The following is a 23,997-nucleotide window of genomic DNA, read 5'->3' on the forward strand; positions in this document are numbered from 1 at the left end:
GCGCTATTTTTTTAGAAAGATGTATTTCAGCTGTCTTCGCTGACGGATTTGTGATTGGTAACTTATGGGGCAGGATGTATGGATCTTATAATAATCATACATTAATAATTTGTTAACTAATTGGGTATTATTAATGCGTTAATATGTACATTTGCACTCTTATATAATCTGTCATGAAAGTGAGTGAATACAATTATTAATGTATAATGTTATGAATGTTTTTTTAGAATATCTTATTCTGTTAACTGCCTGCTCTTTGTTTTATCTGCCTGTTGTTTATTACTTGGGTAGAAATTCGATAATTGCGAAAGTTGCGATCTATTTTTTGCCCAGTTTAGCCACCTTGGCTTTTACCGCTTTTTCCTTTGGCGTAACGCGTAACTATTGGTTGTTTGTGCCGGCTCTTGGAGCCTTGTTTGCAACTGTTTATGTGCTCCAGTCTGTGGTGAAAAAGCCAATTGGAAAAATACAAGAAATTATATCCCATTTAGAGCAAGGTGATTTAAAGAAAGTGCAATTGCTTGAGAATGTTGAGGCTAAAAATGAGTTTGGTATTATTAGTCGCGATTTGCAAAAAATGAGTAGCAACATTGCAGGTATTATTCAAAATATTAAACTGATTTCAACTGAAATAGTTAGCCATGGCGAACAACTTTCTCATGCCGCCAATCAGCTCAGTGACTCCTCTAATAGCCAAGCTGTTAGTATTGAGGAGGTGAGTGCAAATATGGAAGAGGTAAATAGTAATATTCAGCAGAGTTCACGGAATGCCAGCGATGCGGGAACGATTTCTAAAAATGCGGAAAAAGGTATAAGAGACGTAGCGGTTAACGCAGAGCAAACAGATGGAGCCATGCAGAAAATTAATAAAGATGCAATGTTGATAAATGAGATTGCGCTTAATACGAAAATCTTAGCTTTAAATGCCGCTATTGAGGCTGCAAAGGCGAGTGAGCATGGCCGTGGGTTTGCAGTAGTCGCCAAAGAAGTTAGGAAGCTTGCCGAAAGTACCGAAGAGATTGCTGAAAGTATAACCAAAGAAGCGTTCAATACAGCTAATTTAACTGTGGGGGTCAACGCTCGTGTAATGGAAACTGTGCCTGAAGTTCAAAAAACTATGATGATGGTGGGAGAGATCGCCAATAGTGCTTTTGAGCAAACAAAAGCCATGGAGCAAATTACTTTATCTATTCAACAGCTCAATGAAATAACCCAGGAAAACAGTGCCAGCAGTGAAGAGCTAAGTGCTAGCGCATCGCGTTTGTTCGAACAGGCCAATGAATTAAATAAATTGGTAACTGTTTTTAAGATTTAATCGGGTACGGAAGTATATAATTGAATAATAAGTCGAGTAAATTGCAAGTAGCCACCCTTTTAGGGTGGCTTTTTTGTTTCCATAATATTTAAATTATATTAAATATATAATTGGCAAAATACCGAATATACTCTGTGGATCAACAGGGTCAATAATAGCAATTTTGCCAAAAATTACCTGTATAGAATGTTAGATATAATTGCAGATAATATCAGAAGAAAAAGAAAGGAAAAGGGTTTCTCTCAGGAAACATTAGCACTAAAAGCCGGAATTGATCGATCATATATGGGATATATTGAAAACGGGAAATATAATATATCCATTTTGAAGTTAGCGCAAATAGCCAAAGCATTGGAGGTCAGTGTTACTGATCTTATTAACGAATTATAGTTCACGAAAAAAAGTCATGAAAAATTTAAATCAATTAATTGAGGTTACTTATCCTTACAACTCTTTAAAGGATATACAAACAGAAAATAACAGCGTATCTGCAATTTTTGATCAGGAATTATTCGATTCTAGTCAGATAGCGGGTATTACACTGGCTGAGGCTGGGCGGCACATCGCCATCTTAGGAAGCCTGGCAGTTGCCAATATTAATCCGGTAAAAAATAAGCACTTTTATTTGGCAAGTAAGGCGGTAATTAAGCGAGTGCACAATCGGCCTTGCCTGTCTAAAACCTATAAGGGCGAGATGAATGCCCTCGAGTTTACTAAGAAGCATGGCTTGGCTGAGGGTGCCATTTATGATCAGGATGGTGAGGTGCTATATACTGCTCAAGTGGAGTATTCTGTATTGACAGTGCAGCTTTTCGAACGTTTTTTTCGGAAATATCGATCCGCTGAATTTCGCTCAGAAGGATTCAGCCCTTATGGAGATGTTGTTACACTGTATGATATGAATCTGTGTGTTGATACCAGTTTTGCAACGCTTGGAGAGGTGCGTCCTGAATGGTGCTTGGGGCATTTTGATCACTATCCGGCATTGCCTGTGGCACAAATTAGCCAGGGGCTTATGAATTTAGCGGCTAATCAAAATCAACTCGTTAAAAATATGAAAGATCCCTTTTGTATTAAGGAAGTGAAAATGAATGCAGAGTCATTTATTTTTGCCGGGCAGGAACTAAGTTTCAAAAGTGAATACGATACAAACCAGGATTTTTATAAAACGAAGGCTTTTACAGAAGAGAATAGCGATGCGGTATCGCTTGATTGTTGGCTTTACTAAGATAAAAGAGAGGACATAATTTAGGAAGGCAAGGAGAGGGTCAGCTACTCCTTTGCCTTCCTGACTGATTTTTATTCCTTTCTTCGTATGATAGACGAAGCGGTCTTTCTTAGTTTCGCTCGCAGACCCAAATGTTTCTCGAAAATAGCTTCCCTTTTTTTTCTACTTTACAGGAATCAAGCAACCTTAATTCAGCCTGATGTATAAGCTCATTAATATCTGTTGTAGATACAACTATTAAACGATTGGCTAATCTGGCCGCTGAACGAATGATGTGCAAGGCATTATCATCGTTGGAATGGCTGAATACATTATAGGGCAGGTCAACAATAGCAGAATCATACTTGTTTAAGTGATCTTTTAAATCGCTGCGGTACACATTGGCTGAGTATCCATAGTGCGCCAGGTTTTTACGTGTTGCTACACAGGCTTTCCAGTGTATGTCGCAACCTTCAATATCGAATCCGGCAATGCAAGCTTCCAGCATCACTGTGCCAACGCCACAGCCGGCGTCTAGCAGGCGCTTATTCGTATCTCCCTTGGAGGCGAGGCTCACCAGCGTTTTGGCAATGTCCATATTAATAGCGCAGCTAAATGATTCGGGTTTGTTCTTGTGTTTAAACCACTGGGTGTTATGCTTTGTAAGTATGCCAAAATGCCAGGTACTGTTATAAAAGCATACCGAATATATAATTTCCGGATTCGTATAATCGGGGTCGCCTTTAATTGCATAGCCAATGTCTTTTAACTTGCTAAGGCGTATGTCGTATGGGGTGGTGTCCCCATGCAATATCAGGTATTCAGCTTTAAAGCCATCTTGCTCCATTGCACGTTGTCTTACTTTTTCCAATAGTGCGGTATATTCATTTGCTGACTCCAGAACTTCAAAGCGATTTTTAATAAACGGACTGATAGATGGGTCTATCTCAATGTCGGTAATCAACATCTTCTTTGCTGCTCCTTCGCCAAACAGTTGTCTGGATTCCAACTGGCATAGGTGGGCGTTATGTGTGTCGTATTTAAAAGTGTAGATAAAGCGGTGGAGCATTGATGTATGTTTTTGTTAAATCTTATTTTAAGTTTCCAGCATTCAATTCCGTCACTACGATAAACGAATTTTTCAACTGGTATTATTCAGTGCGTTAAGTCATCGATGAAATATTGACTTGAATAATCTAAATGATTATCATTGGTTATTTCATTTGCGAAGTCAGGTGCTCAAAAATATTGCTTATTAGCATTATGCATCTTCGGTCTTATCTAAAATCGATAACCCGCTTTCTGGATATCCTGTAAATTGGTAATTGGTTTTTCTGGCTTCAGGTGGGCGCTCATGTGTTTGTATATCTTAACCCGTATTTCTTTGGCTGTTTTAGTGTCCATCCGGTCAAAGGAGTGGCCTCCCGGTATCTCCTCATATATTTCGTACTCAAACTTTTTATTATCGGCCTTCAGTGATTTAATCAAGTGTTCAACTTCCAGTACATGCACATCATCATCGTTGGTGTTGGTGTGTATCAGCAGGGGAGTGTTCTGAAACTTATGGGTATTCCATGCGGGGGATCTGCGGCGGTATTCCTCCACATTGTCGTGTGCCGATTGCCCTATGTGATAGTCGACTTCATAGAGTTCCCTGTAATAGTCCTCGTAGTAGCCCATGCGCGCTACCAAATCGCTCACGGGCACCCCGGCATAAGCTACGGCGTAGTCTTTGGGATGATTAAAGATGTTGAAGAGTGTGATGAGGCCACCATGGCTCCATCCCATTATACCCACTCTTTTGGCATCGATAAAAGAGTAGTTTTCCAGCATGTAATTTTTGCTGGCCAATACATCTTCCACCTCCAGGCCACCGTAGTCAATTTTCTCGTAATGACTTTTCCCATAACCCGTGCTACCCCGGTATTCAGCGGCTACCACCACATAGCCCTGACTGACCAATTCACGAACGATATGGGTGTAGTAAGTGCTGAAATCGGAATGCACACCCCCGTGTGGCAATACCATCAATGGATATTTCTTACGGGTATCGATATCTTTAGGAAAAAAGAGGTAAGACCAGAACTTTACTGGGTTGCCGGCACCCATAGCCGTCGGGTTGGCTTCCTTCCATTTAGGAGGTCCGTACATATACACTTTATCAACGTAGGCAAGATCGCTCAGTCGCTGCTCCCAACGCAGGTCATCCACCATCTTTTCCAGTATATCCAGTCGGTGGCGCAGTGTTTCATTCTGTTTTTTCAGTCCTTTTTCAAGGGCGCTTTCCTGTGCCATAGTTGCTGTCAATAGCACCATTAGCAGGGTAAGGCCTGAAATTAATCTTCTCATTGTGTTTGGATTTAAGTGTAAGTTAAGTGGTTCATCTTCTGATGTGTTTACCGGAAAATGAACTGTAAGATACACAATCTGTCAGATAGATCAATAAATCACAAGTTACTTATCGGATGACGGAATGAAAAAGTCATCTGACAAGTAACATGATTAAGCCTGTCCTTGATTGAGCACATCAGGACTTTTTGTTTACCTTCTTAGTTTATCCTATTTCAACCAGCGTGATGCCGCTGCCTCCATATTGCACATGTTCATCTCTGAACGAGCGAACAAAGGGAAGTACGTTGAGTTGCTCACGAATCATCTGACGCAGTATGCCGTTGCCTTTGCCATGCAGTATTTTCACCTCCGATACCTCGCAAATAACGGCCTCGTCGAGGTGATTAAGTACTAGCTGTATGGCTTCTTCAGCTCTTTTACCTCGTACATCAATGTCGGGTTTGAAGGTGAGTTTGCGCTCGCGTACTTTATCGCCTACATTGGAAATGGAAGCGTTGGGGTTGGTTATATTGGCGCGCTTAACTGCTTTGTTGCCCACACGCTCCAGCCTGTTTATTTTTACAGTGGTGCTGATACTGCCAAAGGCCACAGTGGCTTCTTTACCTTGTATCTTAAGGATCTCACCCGGCGTGCTTTGCCCTTTCAGTTTTACATTATCACCTACCTGTAAGGGCAGTTCCTCCCTCTTAGGGCGCAATGTTGCCGCTACTTTGTTGTCGTCTTTCTTATTTTTCTTGCGCTCGGCCTTTCTTTTTTCGCGCTCCTCAATCTGTTTTATCTTACGATCAATTTGTGCGTCTTTTTCCTTATTTTCGGTGGCCAATTCTTTAAACTGCTCAAGCTTTTGCCGGGCATGCTTTGTTTTTTCTTTGTTCGCCTGGCTTTCCTTAATAGTTCTTATGGTGTTTTCAATCTCCTTATTGGCATTGGACAGCAGGTGTTGTGCTTCAGCTTTGGCTTGCTCAATAATTTCTTTACGTTCTTTTTTAATATTTTGCAAATCTAGCTGATAGCGCTCTAATACATCGGCCAGCTTCTTTTCATTAATGCGTATGGTATTACGCTTCTGCTCCCAATAACGTTTGTCACGCACTATCTCGCGCAGGTTCTTATCGTAATCAACATGCTCCTGACCAATTTTCTCCTTGGCGCTGGCAAGTATATCTTCGGGTAGGCCAATCTTACGGGCTATTTCAAAGGCAAAGGAGGAGCCGGGTTGGGCGATTTGCAGTTTATACAGGGGCATTATGCGTCCGGTGTCAAACAGCATGGCGCCGTTTTCAATGCCTTCGGTCTGCGATGCCAGGTGTTTCAGGTTAGTGTAATGCGTTGTGATTACACCAAATACTTTTTGTTTATTGAGCTGCTCCAGCACACTTTCGGCAATGGCGCCTCCCAGCATGGGCTCTGTTCCGGTACCAAACTCATCAATCAATACAAGTGTCTCTTCCTGACTGTGTCGCAGAAAATACTTCATATTAAACAGATGGGAGCTATAGGTACTCAGGTCATTTTCGATGGATTGCTCATCGCCCATATCCATGAATATATGTTTGAAAACACCCATACTTGAGCCTTCGTTCATGGGCACCAGTAGTCCGCACTGAAACATATATTGCACAAGTCCTACCGTTTGCAGACATACCGATTTACCCCCGGCATTGGGTCCTGAAATAAGCAGCAGCCGTTGCGCTGGATTAGTTAGTGTGATATCGAGAGGTACAACTTCTTTATTAGCTGCTTTGTGTTGCAGATAGAGGAGGGGGTGCATGGCCTCTTTCCAAATAAAGTTCTGTTGTTGCTTATAATCTGGTAACAGGGCATTGATGCTGATGGCAAAACGGGCCTTGGCGCGAATAAAATCAATGGTACCCATAAAGCGGTAGGAGGCCAAAAGTTCGTCGATATAAGGTCGGATCATATCGGCCATTTCAATGAGTATTCGTGTTATTTCACGGCGTTCGGCATATTCCAGCTCTCGAATCTCATTATTGATTTCAACCACTTCGGCGGGTTCTATAAATGATGTTTTTCCCGTGGCCGATTCATCCTGTACAATACCGCCAACCTTGCGCTTGTTAGCCGATGGAACGGGTATTACGGCACGTCCGTCGCGTATGGAAACCGTAACGTCAGCATCCACCAGGCCCTCGTGTTTAGCGCGTTTGAGGATGGCGCTGAGGCGGCGTGATATACTATTTTGTTTATTGAATATTTCCTTGCGGATGCGTGCCAGCTCAGGTGATGCCTGGTCTTTTATTTTGCCAAACTTGTTAAGTATGCCGTCGATATTATCGAGGATAAAGGGAAAGACAGCAACCTCGGCTACCAGCTCCTTCAGTCTGGGATAGTCTTCATCTTCTCTCTTGTTGAAAAAGCGACAGATGTCATTAATAGTTGATAAAGAGCGCTTGAGATCAAAAAGCTCACTCTCCTCCATGAAACGGCCTTCTGTTCGGATGCGTGACAGGGGTTCGCGCACATCAATAAAATATCCACTTGGGAAGTTATCCTCCTCAAGGCATACCTTTTTAAATTCGTTGGTGCGCAGTAAATTGATATTAACCTTATCGAAATCACTGCTAAAGGTCATTTCGTCAACGGCTTCTTTGCCCAAGGCGCTCATGCAGCTCTCTTTTACCAGCTCGCGAATACGGGTAAACTTTATCTTATCTTCGAAACTATCCGGGTAAATCACGTAATATTATTTTGTGCAAAAATAATAATTCGTCCTAGCTTTTTGAAGTAACAGGGGTAGTATAAAAGGTTAATCGAAAAAAAAGTGTTAAAAATCTTTTTTTTTGAGGCATAGGTCTTGACACCACCAATATAGGGTCGTAATTTAGCTTTCGAATCTAAATATAGCACGGCTCTCCTGGTCCCCAAATATAGAAACATTCGGATGTGTGTGAGGTTTAGGTTAGAATTTTTTCTTAGAATGTTTCTTTGCCTGTCTCCCCAGACAGGCTTTTTTATTGGCCTGACTTTTTTCATGAAAAAAAAGATAAAACAGTGATTTTCGTCTTGTTTTCGCAAGGGGGGGCTTTCTACATTTGAAGCACAAAATTGAACAACAATGAGTGCGTTAAAAAAACTGAGAGAGAGGGGCTACCTGGAACGTCGACGCTATGAAGCGTTATTCTTCTTATTGTTTTTTGGTGGCTTCTTTGGCTATCTTGGACATGTAATGGGGCTCACTAATTTATTAAACACCCTGATGCGCACGGCGCACGATTTATTGATGAATACGGTATTCTTCATAATGGGTATCACTGTGCTTACCGGAGCCTTGGGGCGCTTGATGATTGAATTTGGTGTGGTGCGTTTACTTGAAGTACTGCTGGCACCCTTGATGCGCCCTCTATTTAACTTACCGGGTGTTAGTGCGTTGGCCGGTTTAATGACTTTTTTTTCTGATAACCCGGCCATTATCAGTCTCTCTAATGATAAAAACTTCAGTCGTTATTTTAAGACCCACGAACTGATTTCCCTAACTAACTTCGGTACCGCTTTTGGCATGGGGCTAATTGTGCTGGCGTTTATGACGGGTCTGGGCTTTTTTTCGGGCGCTATGATTGGCTTGTGCGGTGCCGTAATAGGTGCTGTTGTATCAACACGCCTGATGCAATATTTTATAAAAGATGAGATACCAGTTGATAAAACATATACAGGCGATGGGAATGCCGAGAAAATATCATTTGAGAGTCAGGGGAGTACCTTTCAGCGTTTTTTAAATGCCATGCTTGATGGCGGCAAATCAGGAGTTCAGCTGGGACTGGCTATTATACCCGGTGTCTTGGTTATCAGTACCATGGTAATGGTTATTACCTTTAAGCCATTGGATGCATCGCTGGGTTATCAGGGGCTGGCTTACGAAGGAGTGCCGTTATTGCCAAAGCTGGCCGGTACGCTTGATTGGCTTTTTGAGATGCTTTTTGGTTTTGAAAATCCTGAACTCATAGCTTTCCCGGTAACCTCCTTAGGAGCCGTTGGTGCAGCTTTGTCTATGGTAAAGGCTTTTATTGCGCAAGGAATTGTCGGGGGGAACGAAATTGCTGTTTTTACGGCCATGGGCATGTGTTGGAGTGGTTATTTAAGCACGCATACCGCCATGCTTGATACCTTAAAATTTAGGGAACTTACCTCTAAGGCTCTGTTGGCACATACCATCGGCGGATTGTTGGCTGGTATATCTGCGCATTATATTTATGTACTGCTCAGTTCACTGTCCTGGGTTTAAGAGCTCAGTTATTAGCCAAACGATTCAAGAAACGGTCAATGCCCAATAGTGCGAGCAGGCCAAGTGCTGTGAAATATAGGATAGGAGGTAGTTTTCCAAAACTGTCTCCTATACTTGCAAAACCTTGCGATAGGCTTGAAAGATTAGCCAACGTGGTGCTACCGGTAATTTGTTGCCAATAGGAGCTCAATACGGTGGCATCTACCAGGAAAGTGACGGTTAGTAGTACTGCACATATACCGAGCAGCCACCAACGATTGGTCTTACTGATCAGCGGGGAATAACCAATGGCTTGTTCCGTCCAGTCGTTTAGGATACGACTCATCGCCCTACTCTTTATGCCAGGTGGCACTTCCTCTTCGGTAAAGTTTTTAAATAGTGCCTTAAGGGTACTGTCATCAAATTTAACTTGGTGCTTATGTTCTTTATTCATAGTAGCTAGTTTTAGAACAATGAACTCGGTTCTATCTCAAGGAGTCTTTTTAGTGTGTCATGCATCTGCTTTCGCGCCCGGTGCAGTTTTACCTTGATGTTGGATTTGCCTAAGCCGGTTGCATCGGCAATCTCTTCAATGCTTTGCTCTTTGTAATAATATAAAATAACAATAAAAGCATCGTCTTCTTTCAGTTGCTTTAGTGCTTTTTTCAAAATTATTTTACGTTCCTGCTGCTCCAGCCTTTTCAAATCATCGCTCACCACAAGGTCTTTGTTGGTTTTTGCCTCTTCCACATCAAGGCTGATACTCTTTACTTTGTGGCTGCGTAATTTTGAAATGGCTGTATTATACACAATGCGATACAGCCACGTGGAAAACTCAGCATTACCTTTGAAGCTGCTAAGTGCCTTGTAGGCTTTAAAAAAGGCATCCTGCGTTACTTCTTCTGCTTCCTCACGATTTTTAACAATGCTATTGGCCAGTGTAAAGGCCATTGGCTGATGACGATCGATTAGCTGCGCAAAGGCACTGACGTCACCAGCACGAATTTCTTTAATGTTTTTTATATCGTTTGCGTTGTTCATTCAACAAGTAAGACGTTGCCTTTTGATAATCGGTTACAAGGGATTATCATTGTTTTTTGGGGTTGAAGGATGCGTCGATTCCGTATCGTTAAGTAATTAACATTAAACTGTTCGCTACTGCTAATAATAAACAAGTTAGAGCACTGGGTGTTCAATGGCAATATCCACCGACAGAGGTGAAAGATACGCTCAGCGAGGAAAAGTGATTTTTTTGTAACCGTTGTTCCTAAATGGAAGTCCAACGAGTAGACATCCGGGTTAGGATGCTACAGAAAACAGAGTAAAAACTTAAATAATTACGGTTATGGGAGTAGAAATAGTAGTACCCACGGTATTTTTTGGAAGTATAGCGGCTATCATTATATCATTGGCCTATCTTCGTCAGCGACGTTTAGAACGCACAGCTTTGATTGCAGCCGGTAAGGATGCCACAATCTTTGACACGGGCAATCCACGTCATTTTTTAAGCCTTAAATATGGTATGCTGCTGGTAGGCATTGCCATTGGTATTTTGGTTGGTAACCTTATAAGTAATACTACCAACATGCCCGATGTGGCCGCCTTTTTATCGATGATATTATTGTTTGGTGGAGGTAGTTTAATTCTTTTCTACCTTCTTCAGAAGCGTCAGCCCGAATAGGCGGGGAGCTGAGGCTTGGCATCTATAGTGCTAGATAAAACCGCGTATTTCACAAATGATGATGAGTAGTTCAAGTATCTCATCATCGCTTAAAGCCTGGCAGTTAAGAATGGCATCGAAAAAATCGATGTCTTTCTTGCCTCTCTCAAAGTAGTCTCTGAACAGGGCACGTCGTTTATCCTGAGCCAGGCATGCCTTTTTTGCCTCGCTAATACTCATTTTTTCTTCACGCGCTACCACTTCGGCTCGCCAATTAAGTGGAGCCTCCAATTTGAGGTGAAACGATCGTTTAATATTTTTTGTAATGGCCTCGCCTGCTCGCCCAACAATGATTACATAGCCTTGTTCGGCTTCATTGTGTATATAGCGGGCTATTGTATTTTTAATGGTGGCGTCACCCGGATAGAAGTCTTCGCTGAAGAAAAGTGCCAGATCCTTAAAAAAACTGCTTTGACGATATTCGCTCAAGTCCTTTACCAGACTGGTCGATAGTTTTAATTCTTTGGCCGACTCCTCAAGAATTTCCTTGCTAATCCAACGCCACTGTTTGTTTTCACCACTCGCTTCACTTTTCATACTAAGCACCTGAGTAAGCTTCTCGGCGATGCGTTTGCCATGGCAACCGTATTCGCGCGAAATGGTAATGACGGGACCCGGATTGAGGCTGATGCGCTGGGGCCTCTCTTGTTTTCCTTCACGAGAACCCATATACTTTAAAAAGAGATTGTCCATAGTTTCGATTTGCTTAGTTAACACTTTGAAAGATACAATGTTTTGATCGAAATGGAAATAATGTATGTAACAGTGGGATAAAGAAAAAGGGCAGATTATTAAAATCTGCCCTTACCCTTAATCAGTTCGTTAACTAAATCCAAAATCTATGAAAAAAAATCTACACTGCAAATGTCTGAAAATTATTAGTGAAGAAATATAAAGCATCGTTAAACCATGTTAAATAAAAAAAGGACAGATTGAGAAATCTGTCCTTACCCTTAAATCAGCTAACTAAATCCAATTTTTATGAAAAATCCTTGATGCAAATATGAAACTTTTTCTCCAATAATTACAAATCATTACAGTTAAGAATTGTTAAATTATAGATTGATACTTATCGCTAGTTGTAGGTAACGATTATTGGCAGAAGTGTTTTTGTTGTCGGATAAAATTTAGAGTGCATGAAGGGGGGCCAGGTACTTGATCCTCTTATTCTGGATAAACCATTGTATGCTGTTTATGATAGTGCTTGAGGGAAAGCCCTTTCTGTGATTAGCAAAGCACCGAAATGCTCCGTCTTAAAAAATATTGTATTATTTTTGTACCCACCTGACTTATTTATCCATTCAATTTTGTCAACGCCGCCTTGCGGTAATAAACTATTTACTTCATGCTCAAGTATATTCGACTTGTAACATTTTCGCTATTCATCATGTCGGTTTTTACCGTTAGTGGGCTGAATAATGAATACTACACGACTAACCTTACAACTGTTGATGGGCTTGCCGATAACAACATACACTGTATACTTCAGGATTCTTATGGTTTTATGTGGTTTGGTTCTGAAGAAGGATTACACCGTTATGATGGTTATTCCTTTGAAGTATTTCGTCATGATGCCAATGATGAGAATAGCATCTCTGCTAATATAGTAAGGGCTTTATATGAGGATGGGTATGGGCGTTTATGGATTGGTACAGATGGAGGTGGTATCAGCATATTTGATTTAACAACGGAGCAGTTTATTGCACTTGGGCAAAATGCCCAGGCAATGCTTACCTCAAATGATGTTTTTTGTTTTGCCCCATCTCGGGATGATCACCTGTGGGTAGGAACGGAAGATGGTCTTAATCGCATTAAAATTAGTGATGATAATGCCAAGCCAATATCGGAAGTTACACACTATCGCCATCGCCAGGATGATCCTAAGAGCTTAATTTATCCGCATGTTTATTCCGTGTTGGAAGATTCAAAGGGTACCCTTTGGGCTGGAACTACAGAGGGGGGATTAAGTCGGCTGGATGCTGGTGCCAATGGATTTATTAACTATTATGCTGATGATAAGGAGGGCTCAATAAGCAGTAGAGGCATTATGGCAATATACGAGGATAAGGCAGGGGAGCTTTGGTTGGGTACCTGGGCGCACGGACTTAACCTATATGATAGAAAAACGGATTCCTTCACTACTTTTTTGCATGACCCACAAGATTCAACATCGCTGAGTCATGACAATGTTTACGCTTTATGCGAAGATGAAGAAGGTTTTTTATGGGTGGGTACATACGATGGTGGCCTTAATCGCTTAGTGAGGGGAGAAACAGTTGAAGCTTATCATTTTAAACGCTTCAAGGAGGAGGAAGAGGCCCTGAAAAGCCTTTTTAAAAACAAAGTAAAGGTGATTTATCCTGACAATCAGGGTAATCTGTGGGCCGGAACCCTTGGCGGTGGAGTGATACAGATTCTAAAAAAGCGAGAGAATTTTGTACATTATAAAAATGAGGTGGAATACCAAGCTGCTGCTAAAGCCAAGCGGGTGAATCAAATTGTACTGAGTGATACCGAAGCCATGCTGTGGGCTACTTCTACTGGGCTTTATGAGGCAAAAAAGCAGATAGGAGGCTTTCAATACAAAGCCATACTCAGTGATTCAACACGGACACCAAATTTGTATAAAAAGAATATTACTGCCATTTATAAAAATGCAAATGGTCATTTGTGGGTGGGTACAGAAACGGATGGTTTGATGCACATTGTATTGGATGGTGATAAGTTAGTGTCATTTAAGCAGTATACCGAAACGAAGCCGACGCCCCATAAAATTAATGGCAATACTATTCAATCTATTTTTGAATGGAATGCTTATCTGTGGGTTATTACTAACAATGGGGTTAATATATATGATAATAAACAGCAGCGTTTTGTCTATGAAAAAGCAGATGGATCACGCCTTTTCCCTTGTTCTGAAGTGTTTATTTCGCACTACATAGATGAAAAAAATCGCTTGTGGCTGGGTACCGAGTTTGAAGGTGTCTTTTGTTTTTCCATTGATGGCCCATTGGCAGGGGGAAGTCTGGTTCATCGTTTCAATACTGATACCAAGCCCATTGCTTTGGCCGATCGTCAGGTGCTGGTTATTGCCGATGCCGGGGGCGGCGATGTATGGATTGGTACTGCCAAAGGTTTACATCGTTTAAATCCGGATACGGGTACCAATATTGTTTATAAGGAAAAGGACGGACTGCCCTCATCGGCAGTGAGTCAGATACATCAGGATGGTAGTAGTGTGATGTGGATGGGTACCTTGCAGGGATTGGCTCGTTTCGATACGGTTTTGGGCGTTATTACACCCTATTTTATGCCGGGCGGTTTTCAGCGCAATTATTTTACGCCGGGTAAAACAGTTACCCTGAGCGATGGTATGGTGGCTATGCCTACGAGGGATGGTATTTGGACCTTTTATCCGGATAATATCCAGCGTAATCCCCATCAGGCAACGCCGGTGATACGCCATATAAGCTTATCAGGCAAGCTTGTAAAACCCAACGATAAAGTCAATAACCGCATTATTCTCAGCAAGGCTTTGCCGCTTACCGACGAGATTAAGCTGCGTTACGATGAGAATGTGATACGCCTTGAGTTTGCGGCCTTGTCGTACTATGAGCAGCGTAAAAATAGTTTTATGTATCGTTTGGATGGTTTGGATGAAGAGTGGAACCTAAGCAATGCCGGTAGACGCTCAGTTACCTATTCAAACTTGTCGCCCGGTAACTATACTTTCCGATTGCGAGCAGCCAATAACGACGGGGAGTGGGATACGGAAGAGGCCGTTCTTAATATTGTTATTCGTCCTCCATGGTATAGAACCTGGTATGCTTATTTGGGATATTTTTTACTTGTGGTGCTTGGCTTGTTTTCAACACAGCGTTTGATTGTTGTCAGGGTAAAAGAGCGTGAGCGCCTCAAACGGGAAAAGATGGCGCGTGAAAAAGAAGCATCATTGCATCAGATGAAAATTCGTTTTTTCACCAATATATCTCACGAGTTCAGGACACCCTTGACACTGATAGCCGGCCCTCTTCAGGAGATGTTGGATCATGATTCCACGCTATCGAAAGCCACTCGAAGCCAACTGTCACTGATGAAGAACAATACGGATCGTCTGTTGCGCCTGATCAATCAATTAATGGATTTTCGTAAAGTGACTCAGGGAAATATGCATTTAAGCATAAAGCAGCGTAATATTAATGGTTTTGTGCGGCGCATTGCTGAGTCTTTCCAGGGAATTGCCGATCAAAAGCAGATTCATTTTGAGTGCAAAATCGATTCACGACCACTGATGGTATGGTTTGATTCTGAAAAGCTAGAGACAATTATCTTTAATTTGCTTAGTAATGCATTTAAATATACGCCAACCAATGGGAAGGTTTCCATGGTGCTGGAGCTGCAGAAAGATAAAGTGTTGCAGCTGCGTGTGAGTGATACGGGTGCTGGTGTGCCGGATAGTGATAAGCAAAAAGTATTTGAGCGTTTCTATCAACTTGAGCATAATCAAAGCCTGGGGGGTGCTGGCACTGGAGTGGGGCTGTCGCTGGTGAAGGAGTTGGTGGAGATGCACAAAGGTTCCATTCGCATCGAGGATAATCAACCTTGTGGTTCGGTCTTAGTGGTGGTTCTTTGTGTTGAGCGAAGTCGTTTTAATGACGATGAGATAATCGATGAAGAGCAGCAGGTGGAACCCTCTGAAGTGTCCTCTGAAGATGTAGAAACGGAAGTTTCCAAACCCATTGTAACCGAGAGTGGTGATAAGCCTAAGGTGCTGGTGGTGGAAGATCAGCACGATTTGCGCGCTCATCTGTGCAAAATTCTGCAACAGCATTACCGTGTTGATGAGGCCGGAAATGGGGTTGAGGGTCTGGAGAAAGCTTCGTCATCGTTACCCGATATAATTATCACCGATGTGATGATGCCTGAGATGGATGGGTTTACCTTCTGTGACAAGCTGCGAAAAAACGTAATTACGAGTCATATTCCCATCATTATGTTGACGGCCCTCGATAACATGGATTCAAAGCGCGAAGGCCTTGAGACGGGCGCCGATGCCTATGTGGTGAAGCCTTTTGATAAGCAATTGTTGGTAACGCAGATACAGAACCTGCTGGCGAATCGTCAGCTTCTAAAGTCCCGATTTAAGGAGCAGTGGGACTTTGTGGAGGAGATCGCCACCACATCCACCGATCAGCAGTTTGTAAACCGAGCCATTCAAACGGTGGAGGAAAACATGTCGGATGCCGGTTTTAACGTATCGGAGCTGGTGAAGAAAATGAATGTAAGCCGAACGCTTCTTCATATGAAGCTACGTGAGTTAACCGGACAGAGTACCAGTGAGTTTATTCGGACTATCCGCCTCAAGCAGGCTGCTAAATTATTGAAGCAGGGAGAGTTGAATGTGTCGGAGGTGACTTACCAGGTAGGTTTTAACGACCCTAAATATTTCTCAAAGAGTTTCAAGGGCTTGTTTGGCGTAACACCTACTGTATTTCAAAAGGGCGATGCATCAGGTGGTAAGCTAACGAAATAAAGAAAAGGCTTGTTCCATTAATTTCGATTGTATGGAACAAGCCTTTTCTTTGTATTGTTAGTGTAACAGTTTATTTTTTCGAACTTACTTCTTTTTCGTAGTGGCGACAGAATTCTTTTAGGCCACAACGGCTGCACTTGGGTTTGCGGGCGATACACACATAGCGCCCATGCAGTATCAGCCAGTGGTGGGCAATGGCCAGCAGCTCCTCCGGAAAGTGCTTTACCAGCTGTTTCTCGGTGTCGAGTGGTGTTTTTGAGTTGGTGGTTAAGCCAATGCGTGCCGCCACCCTGAATACATGAGTGTCAACCGCTATGGCAGGTTTTTCATATACCACCGAGGCAATCACATTGGCTGTTTTTCGTCCCACGCCGGGCAGTTTTTGCAATTCTTTGATGTCATCGGGTACGATGCCCTTAAATTCCTCCATCAGCATTTTTGCCATGCCCACCAGATGCTTGCTTTTGTTATTGGGATAGCTGCATGAGCGGATCAGCTCGAAGATTTCATCGGGTGTGGCCAGCGCCATGTCTTCGGGTCTGGGATAGCGCTCAAAAATGGCAGGTGTCAGCTGGTTGACCCGTTTGTCGGTGCATTGAGCCGATAGTATTACAGCCACCAATAGCTCGTAGGGATTGCCGTAATGAAGCTCGGTTTCTGCCACCGGCATCTGTGCCTGAAAATAGTCAATAACCTTTTGGTAGCGTTCTTTCTTCAGCATGGTAGGTATTATAAGTTCATTAGTTTGAGTCCAAAGTAAATTGTGCGCGGGCGTGCCGGCCCGTAAATATAGTTACTATCGCGGTTTTTGCCCCTATCAAAGTCATCCTGATAGGCATTAAACAGGTTTTGAACGCCGCCAAACAATTCGACGCCCACACCAACATAGCGCCAGTCGAGCGCATAGCTGACCTTGAGGTTGGTTTCCATAAAAGAAGTTGATTTCAGCAGCTCGTCATTGATGGGGTTGCCGCTGCCATCGTCGCTTCCGGCACCAAAGTGAGGAATCAGCATGGAGCCTGTATAAACGCCCGACAGTGCTGCCTTGATGCCCCACACCGGATTATAGGTTAAGGTGTAGTAGCCGTACTGCTCAGGGGTGCGTAGGTAGTCTTTTGTACCTTCAATACGCTCTGACCATTTAACAGCTTCATCGTAGCGGCTCGATTGGAGGGTGTAGCCCGCCTCCAGCTGCCATAGTCTATTATAGTTAGCGCGTGCTTCCAGGGTAATGCCTTTAACGGTAGAATTACTACCATTGCGTTTCTCAAGCAGTACATTGCCTTGGGCATCCTCACCGTTTTCTTCCAGAATAAAGGCATCAAACAGAGTGGTGTAAAAGCCTTCCAGTGTAAGTCCCCAGATATATTTCTCATGGGGTTTATCGTAATTAATGGAGGCAGTCCAGCTTTGCGAACGCTCTTCTTTCAGATCATCAGTCAATTCAATGCGTTGAATACCTCCGCCGGCAAAGGCAATGTGCATATCGGCATCGAAAGCCTGTGGCGCCCTGAAGCCTGTGGACCAGCCTGCCCTCAGCTGCATTCCGTTTTGTTTGTACAGCAAAGAAACCCGTGGGCTGAGTATCATCTTATCCACCATATTGTGCTTGTCGCTTCTAACACCCGTCAGTAGGTTCCATCTTTTGGCTATCTCCCAATCACTTTGCAGGTAAGCGCCAAAGTTACGTGTGGTCTGATCCAACAGATAGTCATAGGCCTTTATCTCATCCGCAACCCTATCGTAGTTGTATTCGACTCCCAGTGTCAAGTTATTTTTACCATTAAAGAAGTTAGATACCATGTGGTTGAACTGTGCCCCACCCATATAGGTTTCATTTTCCGTGAGTCCGTAAGGAGGATTCTCCAGGTGTTGTTGATATTCAGGTGTTCCCTTATCGGGAAGGATGCCGGTATAGTGATCACGATCAGTCCTTTGTCCGGCCACATACACATCCAGTGAGCTGAGGTTATCGTTGAACGAAAAGCTGTAGTCCAGGCCTCCCATCAGAACATTGTGTGTGCGTTCCTCGGTTTGTTGTGCCTGGTAGGCCGGTTTTTCTTCGCTGTCGCCCCCACGCCGGTATTCATACATGCTTGATAGGCTGGCTTCCAGCTTGTGCTTAGGTGCCGGTAGAAGGAAAGCTGTAAAGCCAAAGGAGTTATTTTTTAGCTTGGGCAATTCACTAAAACCGTCATCATTATGATCGTATGAATCGCGATTGCGATTGGCAGCAAAAAGTGTCAAACCGGCATTTTTACGGTCGGATAAAATACCTGCATTGGCCAGTATCTGGCTGTCACTGGCATCGCCATTAATTACCGACTGTGTTGTAGATGCGGAGAAACTGCTCGATTCCGGAACTTTGGTAATAACGTTTACTGTGCCGCCCACGGCGCCGGCACCATAAAGGGCTGATCCGCCGCCCCGCACCACTTCAATGCGTTCAATCATATTGGTGGGTATCTGCTCAAGACCGTAGAGTCCTGTGAGTGGGCTAAAAACAGGTCGGCTGTTAATGAGAATTTGTGAATAGGCACCTCCCAGGCCGTTCATGCGGAGCTGGGTGTAATTGCAGGTCTGACAGTCGGTTTCCATGCGCAGTCCCGGCTGAAAGGCAAGTCCCTCCGATAGTGTTCCGGCCTGAAGCATCTCCAATTTCTTGCCTTCCATTACATTTACCACCACGGCCGATTCTGTTTTGCGCTTAAAGGTTTTGGTGCCTGTAATCACAATGTCATCCAGTGACATCACCTGTTCTTCCATCACAAAATTAATTTCCTGCGACTGCCCTTTGGTTATGGTTACCGTTTTTTCAACCGGCTTGTATCCCATTAGACTGGCCACCAGTGTATGGGTTCCTTCGGGTAGGTTGGTTAGCATGTAGTGCCCCGACAAATCTGTCATGGTGCCATATTGTGTACCCTTAAGGTAGACGCTGACAAAGGGCAGGTGTTCGTTTTCGGCCTGCACATCGCCAAAAATATTGGCATCGGTTTTTTGAGCTTGTGCGTATCCTGCGAAGAGTATAAATAGATTTATTAGGTATAAAAACTTCTTCATATTGTTAATCACATTTTTTTACAAAACAGCTATTTCACTTCAACCACCTGTTGGCAAAAAGGTTTAGGAAAAAGTATGATGTTCGTGATTAATCTATAGGTTGGGCAATGAATAGTGGATTTAAGGTTCATTGCATCAGCTGTTTTGTATAGTAGAGCGTTCCGTAAGTTTTAGAGAATGGTTATCTGTGATAAAATACTGATAACGAAACGTTCCGTAGAAGCTATGATGAATAGGAAGCTTTCAAAACTTAGTACAAGCCTTCAGGAAAAAGATGTTTTTTAAAGAAATAACAGCAGGCTAATGGCCATTACGGCCATGCCGGCAAACAAACCGTAGATGGAAAGGTGATGTTCACCGTATTCTCGCGCTGAAGGCAGTAGTTCATCAAGACTGATAAACACCATGATGCCAGCCACTCCGGCAAAGATGATACCGAAGGTTAATGGTGTCATAAATGGCATCAGTATCAGATAGCCAATAAGTGCACCAATGGGCTCGGATAAACCTGAGAGGAAACTCAGGCGGAAGGCTTTTTTGCGGTTACCCGTGGCAAAATACACGGGTACCGATACGGCAATGCCTTCGGGGATGTTGTGTATGGCAATGGCAATGGCAATGGCGATACCCAGGTTGGGGTCTTGCAAGGCTGCGGTAAAGGTGGCAAGTCCTTCGGGGAAGTTATGGATACCGATGGCCAGTGCCGTAAACGTACCCATGCGCATCAGCTTTTTGTCCTTTACTTGTCCGCTGCGGCGGTTCATCTCTTCAATGGAATGCAACTCGTGGGGGTTTTCGGCGGAGGGAATGAATTTATCGATGAGGGCAATGAAGATAACGCCGCCAAAAAAGGCCAGTACGGTGTACCAGGTACCGGGTGCCTCGCCATAATTGGCGATCAGTGTGTTCTTAGCTTTCATAAAAATCTCAACAAACGATACATAGATCATAACGCCCGCAGAAAATCCTAGTGAGAGAGCCAAAAAACGTGTGTTGGTGCGCTTGGCAAAAAAGGCCATGGCACTGCCAATTCCCGTGCTCAGACCCGCAAAAAGGGTTAATGCGAAAGCAAATAGTATGTTGTTAAATTCCATTGTGTATATTTTATGATGTGCCGACTAGCCGCCTAATTATGTGCTTGTTTATTGTCCGCGAAGTTAATAGTTATTTGTGAAATGGAAGTAATGAGTGTTTCAAACGAAAAAAGACTTGCAGAATAAATCTACAAGTCTTTTTCTTCAATTGTCGGGATGACAGGATTTGAACCTGCGACCCCTGGTCCCCCAGTACTAAGGATTAGACTAATTAAAACACAGTAAGTCAAAGAATTAGGAAAGGTATTATTTTTCAAAAAACTAAAATAAAACTAAATTACAGGCCTCTTGAGGCTCTTTTGTTATTGTTTATACTTGGACATTATATCATCATAGCCAGGGAATGAGTTAGGATTTAAAAGAACCTTATTCGCATTTTTGGCCATGTTGATGATGTCGAAGCTTGGAGCTGGTTTTGTTTGAACAATGTATTTTTCTAACACTAAAGCTCCCATTGCGTTTTTTGCCCTAAATGAATACTCATAGGTATATGAAGCTGCCTGGTTAATTGTGTCGCCAAGACTTAGCTTTTTTGCTTCAATGTCTTTTAATATTCCTTCCAACTTCTTAATGTTGCCCTTGTAGTCTTGTATTTGCTTTTCGTCAGTTAGCTCTGCCAGCAAGCCGCCTCTATTTCTTGCATCTTCAGCGCTTTTTAGCATGTCTTTATCTGATTGCAAAAGCCACTTGATATTTTGTTTTTTGTATTCGATATTATCTCTGTACAATACTGAATCAATAAGCTTTAGGCTTGCAAATTCATAGCTACTCGGGTCGTTTAGTTGTGGTATTGTGTAGAGTTTTGCGTTGCGTTTTACAATGTCGTATTGAGTTGGTTGTTTTGAGCAACCTAATAGCGCTATTAATACGAAAATTATTGTTAAGTACTTCATGGAATTACATTGGGTTTTTCATCGATTTTATGTAAGGATTAATTAATATTATACGAATTACAAAAACTTAACTTCTGTTTGAACTTTTACAATATTAAGCAGTTGCCTAACTTCTCTTAAATCAACTTCAAAATCGCTGTATTCGGGTGAATCATTTAATGAGTGACATTTGATAACACCTCGTTCCACATCGTGTTCAACTATCTGCTTACACATGATTGAATTTTGATGAACAATGATCCAGTAAGGAAACTTATTGAAGTGTAATTTATCTTTCCAATATTCTTGCTTTACATCGCGTGCCAATACAGTTGAGCCGTCTGGTATACTCCTTTTAGAATCATCATCCATGCTATCGCCTTTTATTTCAAAAGCGTAGTACTTGCCTTTTCCTATGAAGTCAACCACAAAATCTACATATTCAAATCTTTCTTTTAATTCGTCAGCTTGATAATCGGTAAGATATTGGGCGTAAGCGTAGGCAGGAACTAGCGGAACTGAAACTTTATATTTGCCATTATTCAAGTCTTTGTATGTGTTGCCGGTTGGACCAGTGTGTAAATAATCTTTCCTTGTTTGTTTTAATAAATACTCTTCTTCTATTGTTGAGATTGGGCGAAAGCATTCATCAACAGCTTGAGAGCCAAAATTAGTTTTTAGCATCTCAATAAATTGAGATGGGATCTTATTTGTAATCTTTCTCATCTGTCTAATACCTTCAGCTGAGTAGTTACCCATAGATTTTTCACTCAGTATTTCGTATGTTAAACCTTGTCTTTCTAGGAAAATGTCTATGTCAAATCTATTTTTCGATTCTTCCAATAACTCTTGAGCTTCTTCATTGCTTTTTAGTAGCATCTCGCCTTGTCCAGAAATTAACCAACGAGGATTTATATTTGGATAGATGGTTAATAAATTATCTATCGCATCTGAATTTAATGTCCCTTTTTTTGCTTTCCCCTTAAAGCTTCCATAGGTCATTCCAATTTTTTTCAATAAAAATTCAATACCAATGTTTTGATTTTTAGCAAAGTAGAGAACTCGCTCTTTGATGGTAGTATAATTATTGTCCATAAGCATTTGATGATAGTATAAATTTATACTATACTTGCAGTGTAAATAATAAAAATAAGCACAGGCCAAACGGCACATTTGAGCCCGTGCAAATAATAACAATAATAACGAAGATATGAAAAATCTTGAAACTAGACCTATACCGTCGGTATTAAGAAGTATGGTTATTGGCTCAAAAGAGGAATTTCCAATTAGTCAGTACGACACATTAAACACTCGTAGATACCCTGTTGGCAAGAGCATGGGTGGAGCGAAGTTTAAACTTGAAGATGACGGGAAAGTTGTAACTGTAACCCGAACCGCCTAATGGAAGTTGCCACAATCAAAACAACTATGAGCAGTCGGGAGATTGCCGAGTTGACAGGGAAAAGGCACGATCATGTTTGCCGTGACATTAATAATTTGAACGGTCATTACGCAAATATGGGCCTCCCCAAAGTTGGGGAGGGGTATTACACCCATCCTAACACAGGTAGCCAGCAACATCGTGAATACTTATTGACCAAGATGCAAACCTTCGACTTAATGACCGGTTACAATGCCGAATTGCGAATTAAAGTAAATCGTCGCTGGGAAGAGTTAGAGAAAACAAAGGGCTTGCCCGATTTTTCGAACCCTGCCATTGCTGCCAGAGCCTGGGCTGATGAGGTTGAGAAAAAGATGTTGGCTGAAGCTCAAATAAAAGAGCAGGCGCCAAAGGTATTGTTTGCCGATTCTGTCACAGCTTCAAAGAAAAGCATCCTTATTGGTGAGTTAGCCAAGATACTGCGCCAGAACGGCATCGAGATCGGACAAAACAGGCTGTTTAGCTGGATGCGCGAGAATAACTTCCTGTGCAAGCATGGCGAAAAGTACAACCGCCCTACTCAGCGAGCAATGGAGTTGGGTTTGTTCGAAGTAATTGAGCGGACTATCAGCCGACCTGATAAAGAACCACTGGTGAGTATTACCACCAAAGTAACCGGCAAAGGGCAGGTGTATTTTATCAATAAGTTTTTATCGAAAAAAGCATGTTGATATGGCCCGACCTAAGCAAACACTACAAGTTATCTGCGACATTAACACCAAAAGGTATTTGAGTACGAAAGAAGCCATGGCCTATTTAGATGTAAGTGCCAATGTACTTGAAAACTGGCGAACCGAAGGTGTGATGATCAAGCAGAAGGTAGGAGGGAGCTACAAGGATAAAACTATTCAGTTACCCTACTACAAAGCAGGAAAAGGAAACAGCAGGATCCGTTACAAGCGGACTGAGATAGACTCTTTTATCGAACAGGCCTTTAGAGTGGCCACCTAAACCCATCCGAATGAAAACTGTAAACTATGTTATTGCCAGTGCTTTTACACTACTGGCGTTAGGCTGTGCTATATCCATATTCTTCGGTGCTTATCACCAAGCGATACTATTGCCAATATGTGCACTGGGGGCTTTGATGTTCTTTTTAGAAGCCCGCAAAGATGAGTAATAGAAGAGGAATGCTATCAGCCAAGGATAAGCCCAAGCCTAAGCCTAAACACAAACGGATG

The 23,997-nt window shown here is 42.5% G+C and carries 21 protein-coding genes; 10 read left to right on the forward strand and 11 right to left on the reverse strand.

The window, feature by feature from the left end; all coding sequences use genetic code 11:
• Positions 1–211 precede the first annotated feature (211 nt).
• From ACRD7A_RS11580 to ACRD7A_RS11590, 3 genes are all read left to right on the forward strand, one after another.
• Complete coding sequence (locus ACRD7A_RS11580) at positions 212–1,315, forward strand: methyl-accepting chemotaxis protein (protein WP_430811319.1); 1,104 nt, start codon at positions 212–214, stop codon at positions 1,313–1,315.
• A gap of 186 nt (positions 1,316–1,501) precedes the next feature.
• Positions 1,502–1,705, forward strand: coding sequence for a helix-turn-helix domain-containing protein (locus ACRD7A_RS11585; protein ID WP_430811318.1), 204 nt, complete (start codon positions 1,502–1,504; stop codon positions 1,703–1,705).
• Between the two features lie 16 nt (positions 1,706–1,721).
• Positions 1,722–2,543, forward strand: a complete 822-nt coding sequence (locus tag ACRD7A_RS11590) for a hypothetical protein (protein ID WP_430811317.1) — start codon at positions 1,722–1,724, stop codon at positions 2,541–2,543.
• A gap of 109 nt (positions 2,544–2,652) precedes the next feature.
• Here ACRD7A_RS11590 and ACRD7A_RS11595 read toward each other — a convergent pair whose 3' ends face one another.
• The 3 genes from ACRD7A_RS11595 to ACRD7A_RS11605 all read right to left on the reverse strand — a co-directional run bounded on the left by ACRD7A_RS11595 (position 2,653) and on the right by ACRD7A_RS11605 (position 7,572).
• Positions 2,653–3,591 (reverse strand): TRM11 family SAM-dependent methyltransferase, encoded by a 939-nt coding sequence (locus ACRD7A_RS11595; protein WP_430811316.1) that lies wholly within the window; start codon positions 3,589–3,591, stop codon positions 2,653–2,655.
• A gap of 212 nt (positions 3,592–3,803) precedes the next feature.
• Positions 3,804–4,871, reverse strand: a complete 1,068-nt coding sequence (locus tag ACRD7A_RS11600) for an alpha/beta hydrolase family protein (protein ID WP_430811315.1) — start codon at positions 4,869–4,871, stop codon at positions 3,804–3,806.
• A gap of 205 nt (positions 4,872–5,076) precedes the next feature.
• Positions 5,077–7,572: an endonuclease MutS2 gene (locus tag ACRD7A_RS11605; RefSeq protein ID WP_430811314.1), complete on the reverse strand. Its 2,496-nt coding sequence runs from the start codon at positions 7,570–7,572 to the stop codon at positions 5,077–5,079.
• Positions 7,573–7,950: 378 nt separating this feature from the next.
• On the opposite strand from ACRD7A_RS11605, the gene ACRD7A_RS11610 reads away from it, so the two are divergent.
• Positions 7,951–9,114, forward strand: a complete 1,164-nt coding sequence (locus tag ACRD7A_RS11610) for a CD0519/CD1768 family membrane protein (RefSeq protein ID WP_430811313.1) — start codon at positions 7,951–7,953, stop codon at positions 9,112–9,114.
• A gap of 4 nt (positions 9,115–9,118) precedes the next feature.
• Here the strand turns inward: ACRD7A_RS11610 and ACRD7A_RS11615 are convergent, their stop codons facing one another.
• Positions 9,119–9,547 (reverse strand): hypothetical protein, encoded by a 429-nt coding sequence (locus ACRD7A_RS11615; RefSeq protein ID WP_430811312.1) that lies wholly within the window; start codon positions 9,545–9,547, stop codon positions 9,119–9,121.
• Positions 9,548–9,558: 11 nt separating this feature from the next.
• Entirely contained in the window at positions 9,559–10,134 is a 576-nt protein-coding gene (locus ACRD7A_RS11620) for an RNA polymerase sigma factor (RefSeq protein WP_430811311.1), read from the reverse strand.
• A gap of 304 nt (positions 10,135–10,438) precedes the next feature.
• Here ACRD7A_RS11620 and ACRD7A_RS11625 point away from each other — a divergent pair, with 304 nt between their 5' ends.
• Positions 10,439–10,774, forward strand: coding sequence for a DUF6249 domain-containing protein (locus tag ACRD7A_RS11625; protein WP_430811310.1), 336 nt, complete (start codon positions 10,439–10,441; stop codon positions 10,772–10,774).
• 30 nt (positions 10,775–10,804) lie between these two features.
• Here ACRD7A_RS11625 and ACRD7A_RS11630 read toward each other — a convergent pair whose 3' ends face one another.
• Complete coding sequence (locus ACRD7A_RS11630; RefSeq protein WP_430811309.1) at positions 10,805–11,506, reverse strand: cytidylate kinase-like family protein; 702 nt, start codon at positions 11,504–11,506, stop codon at positions 10,805–10,807.
• Between the two features lie 652 nt (positions 11,507–12,158).
• Here ACRD7A_RS11630 and ACRD7A_RS11635 point away from each other — a divergent pair.
• Positions 12,159–16,346, forward strand: a complete 4,188-nt coding sequence (locus ACRD7A_RS11635; RefSeq protein ID WP_430811308.1) for a hybrid sensor histidine kinase/response regulator transcription factor — start codon at positions 12,159–12,161, stop codon at positions 16,344–16,346.
• A 70-nt stretch (positions 16,347–16,416) separates the two neighbouring features.
• Here ACRD7A_RS11635 and nth read toward each other — a convergent pair whose 3' ends face one another.
• From nth to ACRD7A_RS11660, 5 genes are all read right to left on the reverse strand, one after another.
• A complete protein-coding gene (gene nth / locus ACRD7A_RS11640; RefSeq protein WP_430811307.1) occupies positions 16,417–17,067 on the reverse strand; it encodes an endonuclease III in 651 nt (216 codons plus the stop codon).
• An 8-nt stretch (positions 17,068–17,075) separates the two neighbouring features.
• On the reverse strand, positions 17,076–19,409 hold the full coding sequence (locus tag ACRD7A_RS11645; protein ID WP_430811306.1) for a TonB-dependent receptor: 2,334 nt from the start codon (positions 19,407–19,409) through the stop codon (positions 17,076–17,078).
• Positions 19,410–19,690: 281 nt separating this feature from the next.
• The gene (zupT, locus tag ACRD7A_RS11650) at positions 19,691–20,503 is read right to left on the reverse strand and encodes a zinc transporter ZupT (RefSeq protein WP_430811305.1); all 813 of its coding nucleotides are present in this window, start codon (positions 20,501–20,503) and stop codon (positions 19,691–19,693) included.
• 302 nt (positions 20,504–20,805) lie between these two features.
• Positions 20,806–21,396, reverse strand: coding sequence for a hypothetical protein (locus ACRD7A_RS11655; RefSeq protein ID WP_430811304.1), 591 nt, complete (start codon positions 21,394–21,396; stop codon positions 20,806–20,808).
• Between the two features lie 57 nt (positions 21,397–21,453).
• On the reverse strand, positions 21,454–22,470 hold the full coding sequence (locus ACRD7A_RS11660; protein ID WP_430811303.1) for a S24 family peptidase: 1,017 nt from the start codon (positions 22,468–22,470) through the stop codon (positions 21,454–21,456).
• A 115-nt stretch (positions 22,471–22,585) separates the two neighbouring features.
• Between ACRD7A_RS11660 and ACRD7A_RS11665 the strand changes: the two genes are divergently transcribed.
• Genes ACRD7A_RS11665 through ACRD7A_RS11680 form a run of 4 tightly spaced genes read left to right on the forward strand, consistent with a single transcriptional unit; the run spans position 22,586 to position 23,936 of the window.
• On the forward strand, positions 22,586–22,777 hold the full coding sequence (locus tag ACRD7A_RS11665; RefSeq protein WP_430811302.1) for a hypothetical protein: 192 nt from the start codon (positions 22,586–22,588) through the stop codon (positions 22,775–22,777).
• Complete coding sequence (locus ACRD7A_RS11670; protein ID WP_430811301.1) at positions 22,777–23,487, forward strand: phage antirepressor KilAC domain-containing protein; 711 nt, start codon at positions 22,777–22,779, stop codon at positions 23,485–23,487. The genes ACRD7A_RS11665 and ACRD7A_RS11670 overlap by 1 nt, the downstream gene beginning before the upstream one ends.
• A 1-nt stretch (position 23,488) precedes the next feature.
• A complete protein-coding gene (locus ACRD7A_RS11675; protein WP_430811300.1) occupies positions 23,489–23,767 on the forward strand; it encodes a helix-turn-helix domain-containing protein in 279 nt (92 codons plus the stop codon).
• Positions 23,768–23,777: 10 nt separating this feature from the next.
• Positions 23,778–23,936, forward strand: coding sequence for a hypothetical protein (locus ACRD7A_RS11680; RefSeq protein ID WP_430811299.1), 159 nt, complete (start codon positions 23,778–23,780; stop codon positions 23,934–23,936).
• The last annotated feature ends 61 nt before the right edge of the window (positions 23,937–23,997 follow it).

It is taken from the genome of Carboxylicivirga longa (assembly GCF_050589825.1).
Lineage (GTDB): Bacteria > Bacteroidota > Bacteroidia > Bacteroidales > Marinilabiliaceae > Carboxylicivirga > Carboxylicivirga longa.

Coding starts and splice junctions, on each gene's coding strand:
- ACRD7A_RS11620 (WP_430811311.1), bottom strand. CDS start 10,134: ATGAACAACGCAAACGATATAAAAAACATTAAAGAAATTCGTGCTGGT.
- ACRD7A_RS11680 (WP_430811299.1), top strand. CDS start 23,778: ATGAAAACTGTAAACTATGTTATTGCCAGTGCTTTTACACTACTGGCG.
- ACRD7A_RS11600 (WP_430811315.1), bottom strand. CDS start 4,871: ATGAGAAGATTAATTTCAGGCCTTACCCTGCTAATGGTGCTATTGACA.
- ACRD7A_RS11630 (WP_430811309.1), bottom strand. CDS start 11,506: ATGGACAATCTCTTTTTAAAGTATATGGGTTCTCGTGAAGGAAAACAA.
- ACRD7A_RS11585 (WP_430811318.1), top strand. CDS start 1,502: ATGTTAGATATAATTGCAGATAATATCAGAAGAAAAAGAAAGGAAAAG.
- ACRD7A_RS11625 (WP_430811310.1), top strand. CDS start 10,439: ATGGGAGTAGAAATAGTAGTACCCACGGTATTTTTTGGAAGTATAGCG.
- zupT (WP_430811305.1), bottom strand. CDS start 20,503: ATGGAATTTAACAACATACTATTTGCTTTCGCATTAACCCTTTTTGCG.
- ACRD7A_RS11645 (WP_430811306.1), bottom strand. CDS start 19,409: ATGAAGAAGTTTTTATACCTAATAAATCTATTTATACTCTTCGCAGGA.
- nth (WP_430811307.1), bottom strand. CDS start 17,067: ATGCTGAAGAAAGAACGCTACCAAAAGGTTATTGACTATTTTCAGGCA.
- ACRD7A_RS11610 (WP_430811313.1), top strand. CDS start 7,951: ATGAGTGCGTTAAAAAAACTGAGAGAGAGGGGCTACCTGGAACGTCGA.
- ACRD7A_RS11675 (WP_430811300.1), top strand. CDS start 23,489: ATGGCCCGACCTAAGCAAACACTACAAGTTATCTGCGACATTAACACC.
- ACRD7A_RS11655 (WP_430811304.1), bottom strand. CDS start 21,396: ATGAAGTACTTAACAATAATTTTCGTATTAATAGCGCTATTAGGTTGC.
- ACRD7A_RS11590 (WP_430811317.1), top strand. CDS start 1,722: ATGAAAAATTTAAATCAATTAATTGAGGTTACTTATCCTTACAACTCT.
- ACRD7A_RS11660 (WP_430811303.1), bottom strand. CDS start 22,470: ATGGACAATAATTATACTACCATCAAAGAGCGAGTTCTCTACTTTGCT.
- ACRD7A_RS11635 (WP_430811308.1), top strand. CDS start 12,159: ATGCTCAAGTATATTCGACTTGTAACATTTTCGCTATTCATCATGTCG.
- ACRD7A_RS11665 (WP_430811302.1), top strand. CDS start 22,586: ATGAAAAATCTTGAAACTAGACCTATACCGTCGGTATTAAGAAGTATG.
- ACRD7A_RS11580 (WP_430811319.1), top strand. CDS start 212: ATGAATGTTTTTTTAGAATATCTTATTCTGTTAACTGCCTGCTCTTTG.
- ACRD7A_RS11595 (WP_430811316.1), bottom strand. CDS start 3,591: ATGCTCCACCGCTTTATCTACACTTTTAAATACGACACACATAACGCC.
- ACRD7A_RS11615 (WP_430811312.1), bottom strand. CDS start 9,547: ATGAATAAAGAACATAAGCACCAAGTTAAATTTGATGACAGTACCCTT.
- ACRD7A_RS11670 (WP_430811301.1), top strand. CDS start 22,777: ATGGAAGTTGCCACAATCAAAACAACTATGAGCAGTCGGGAGATTGCC.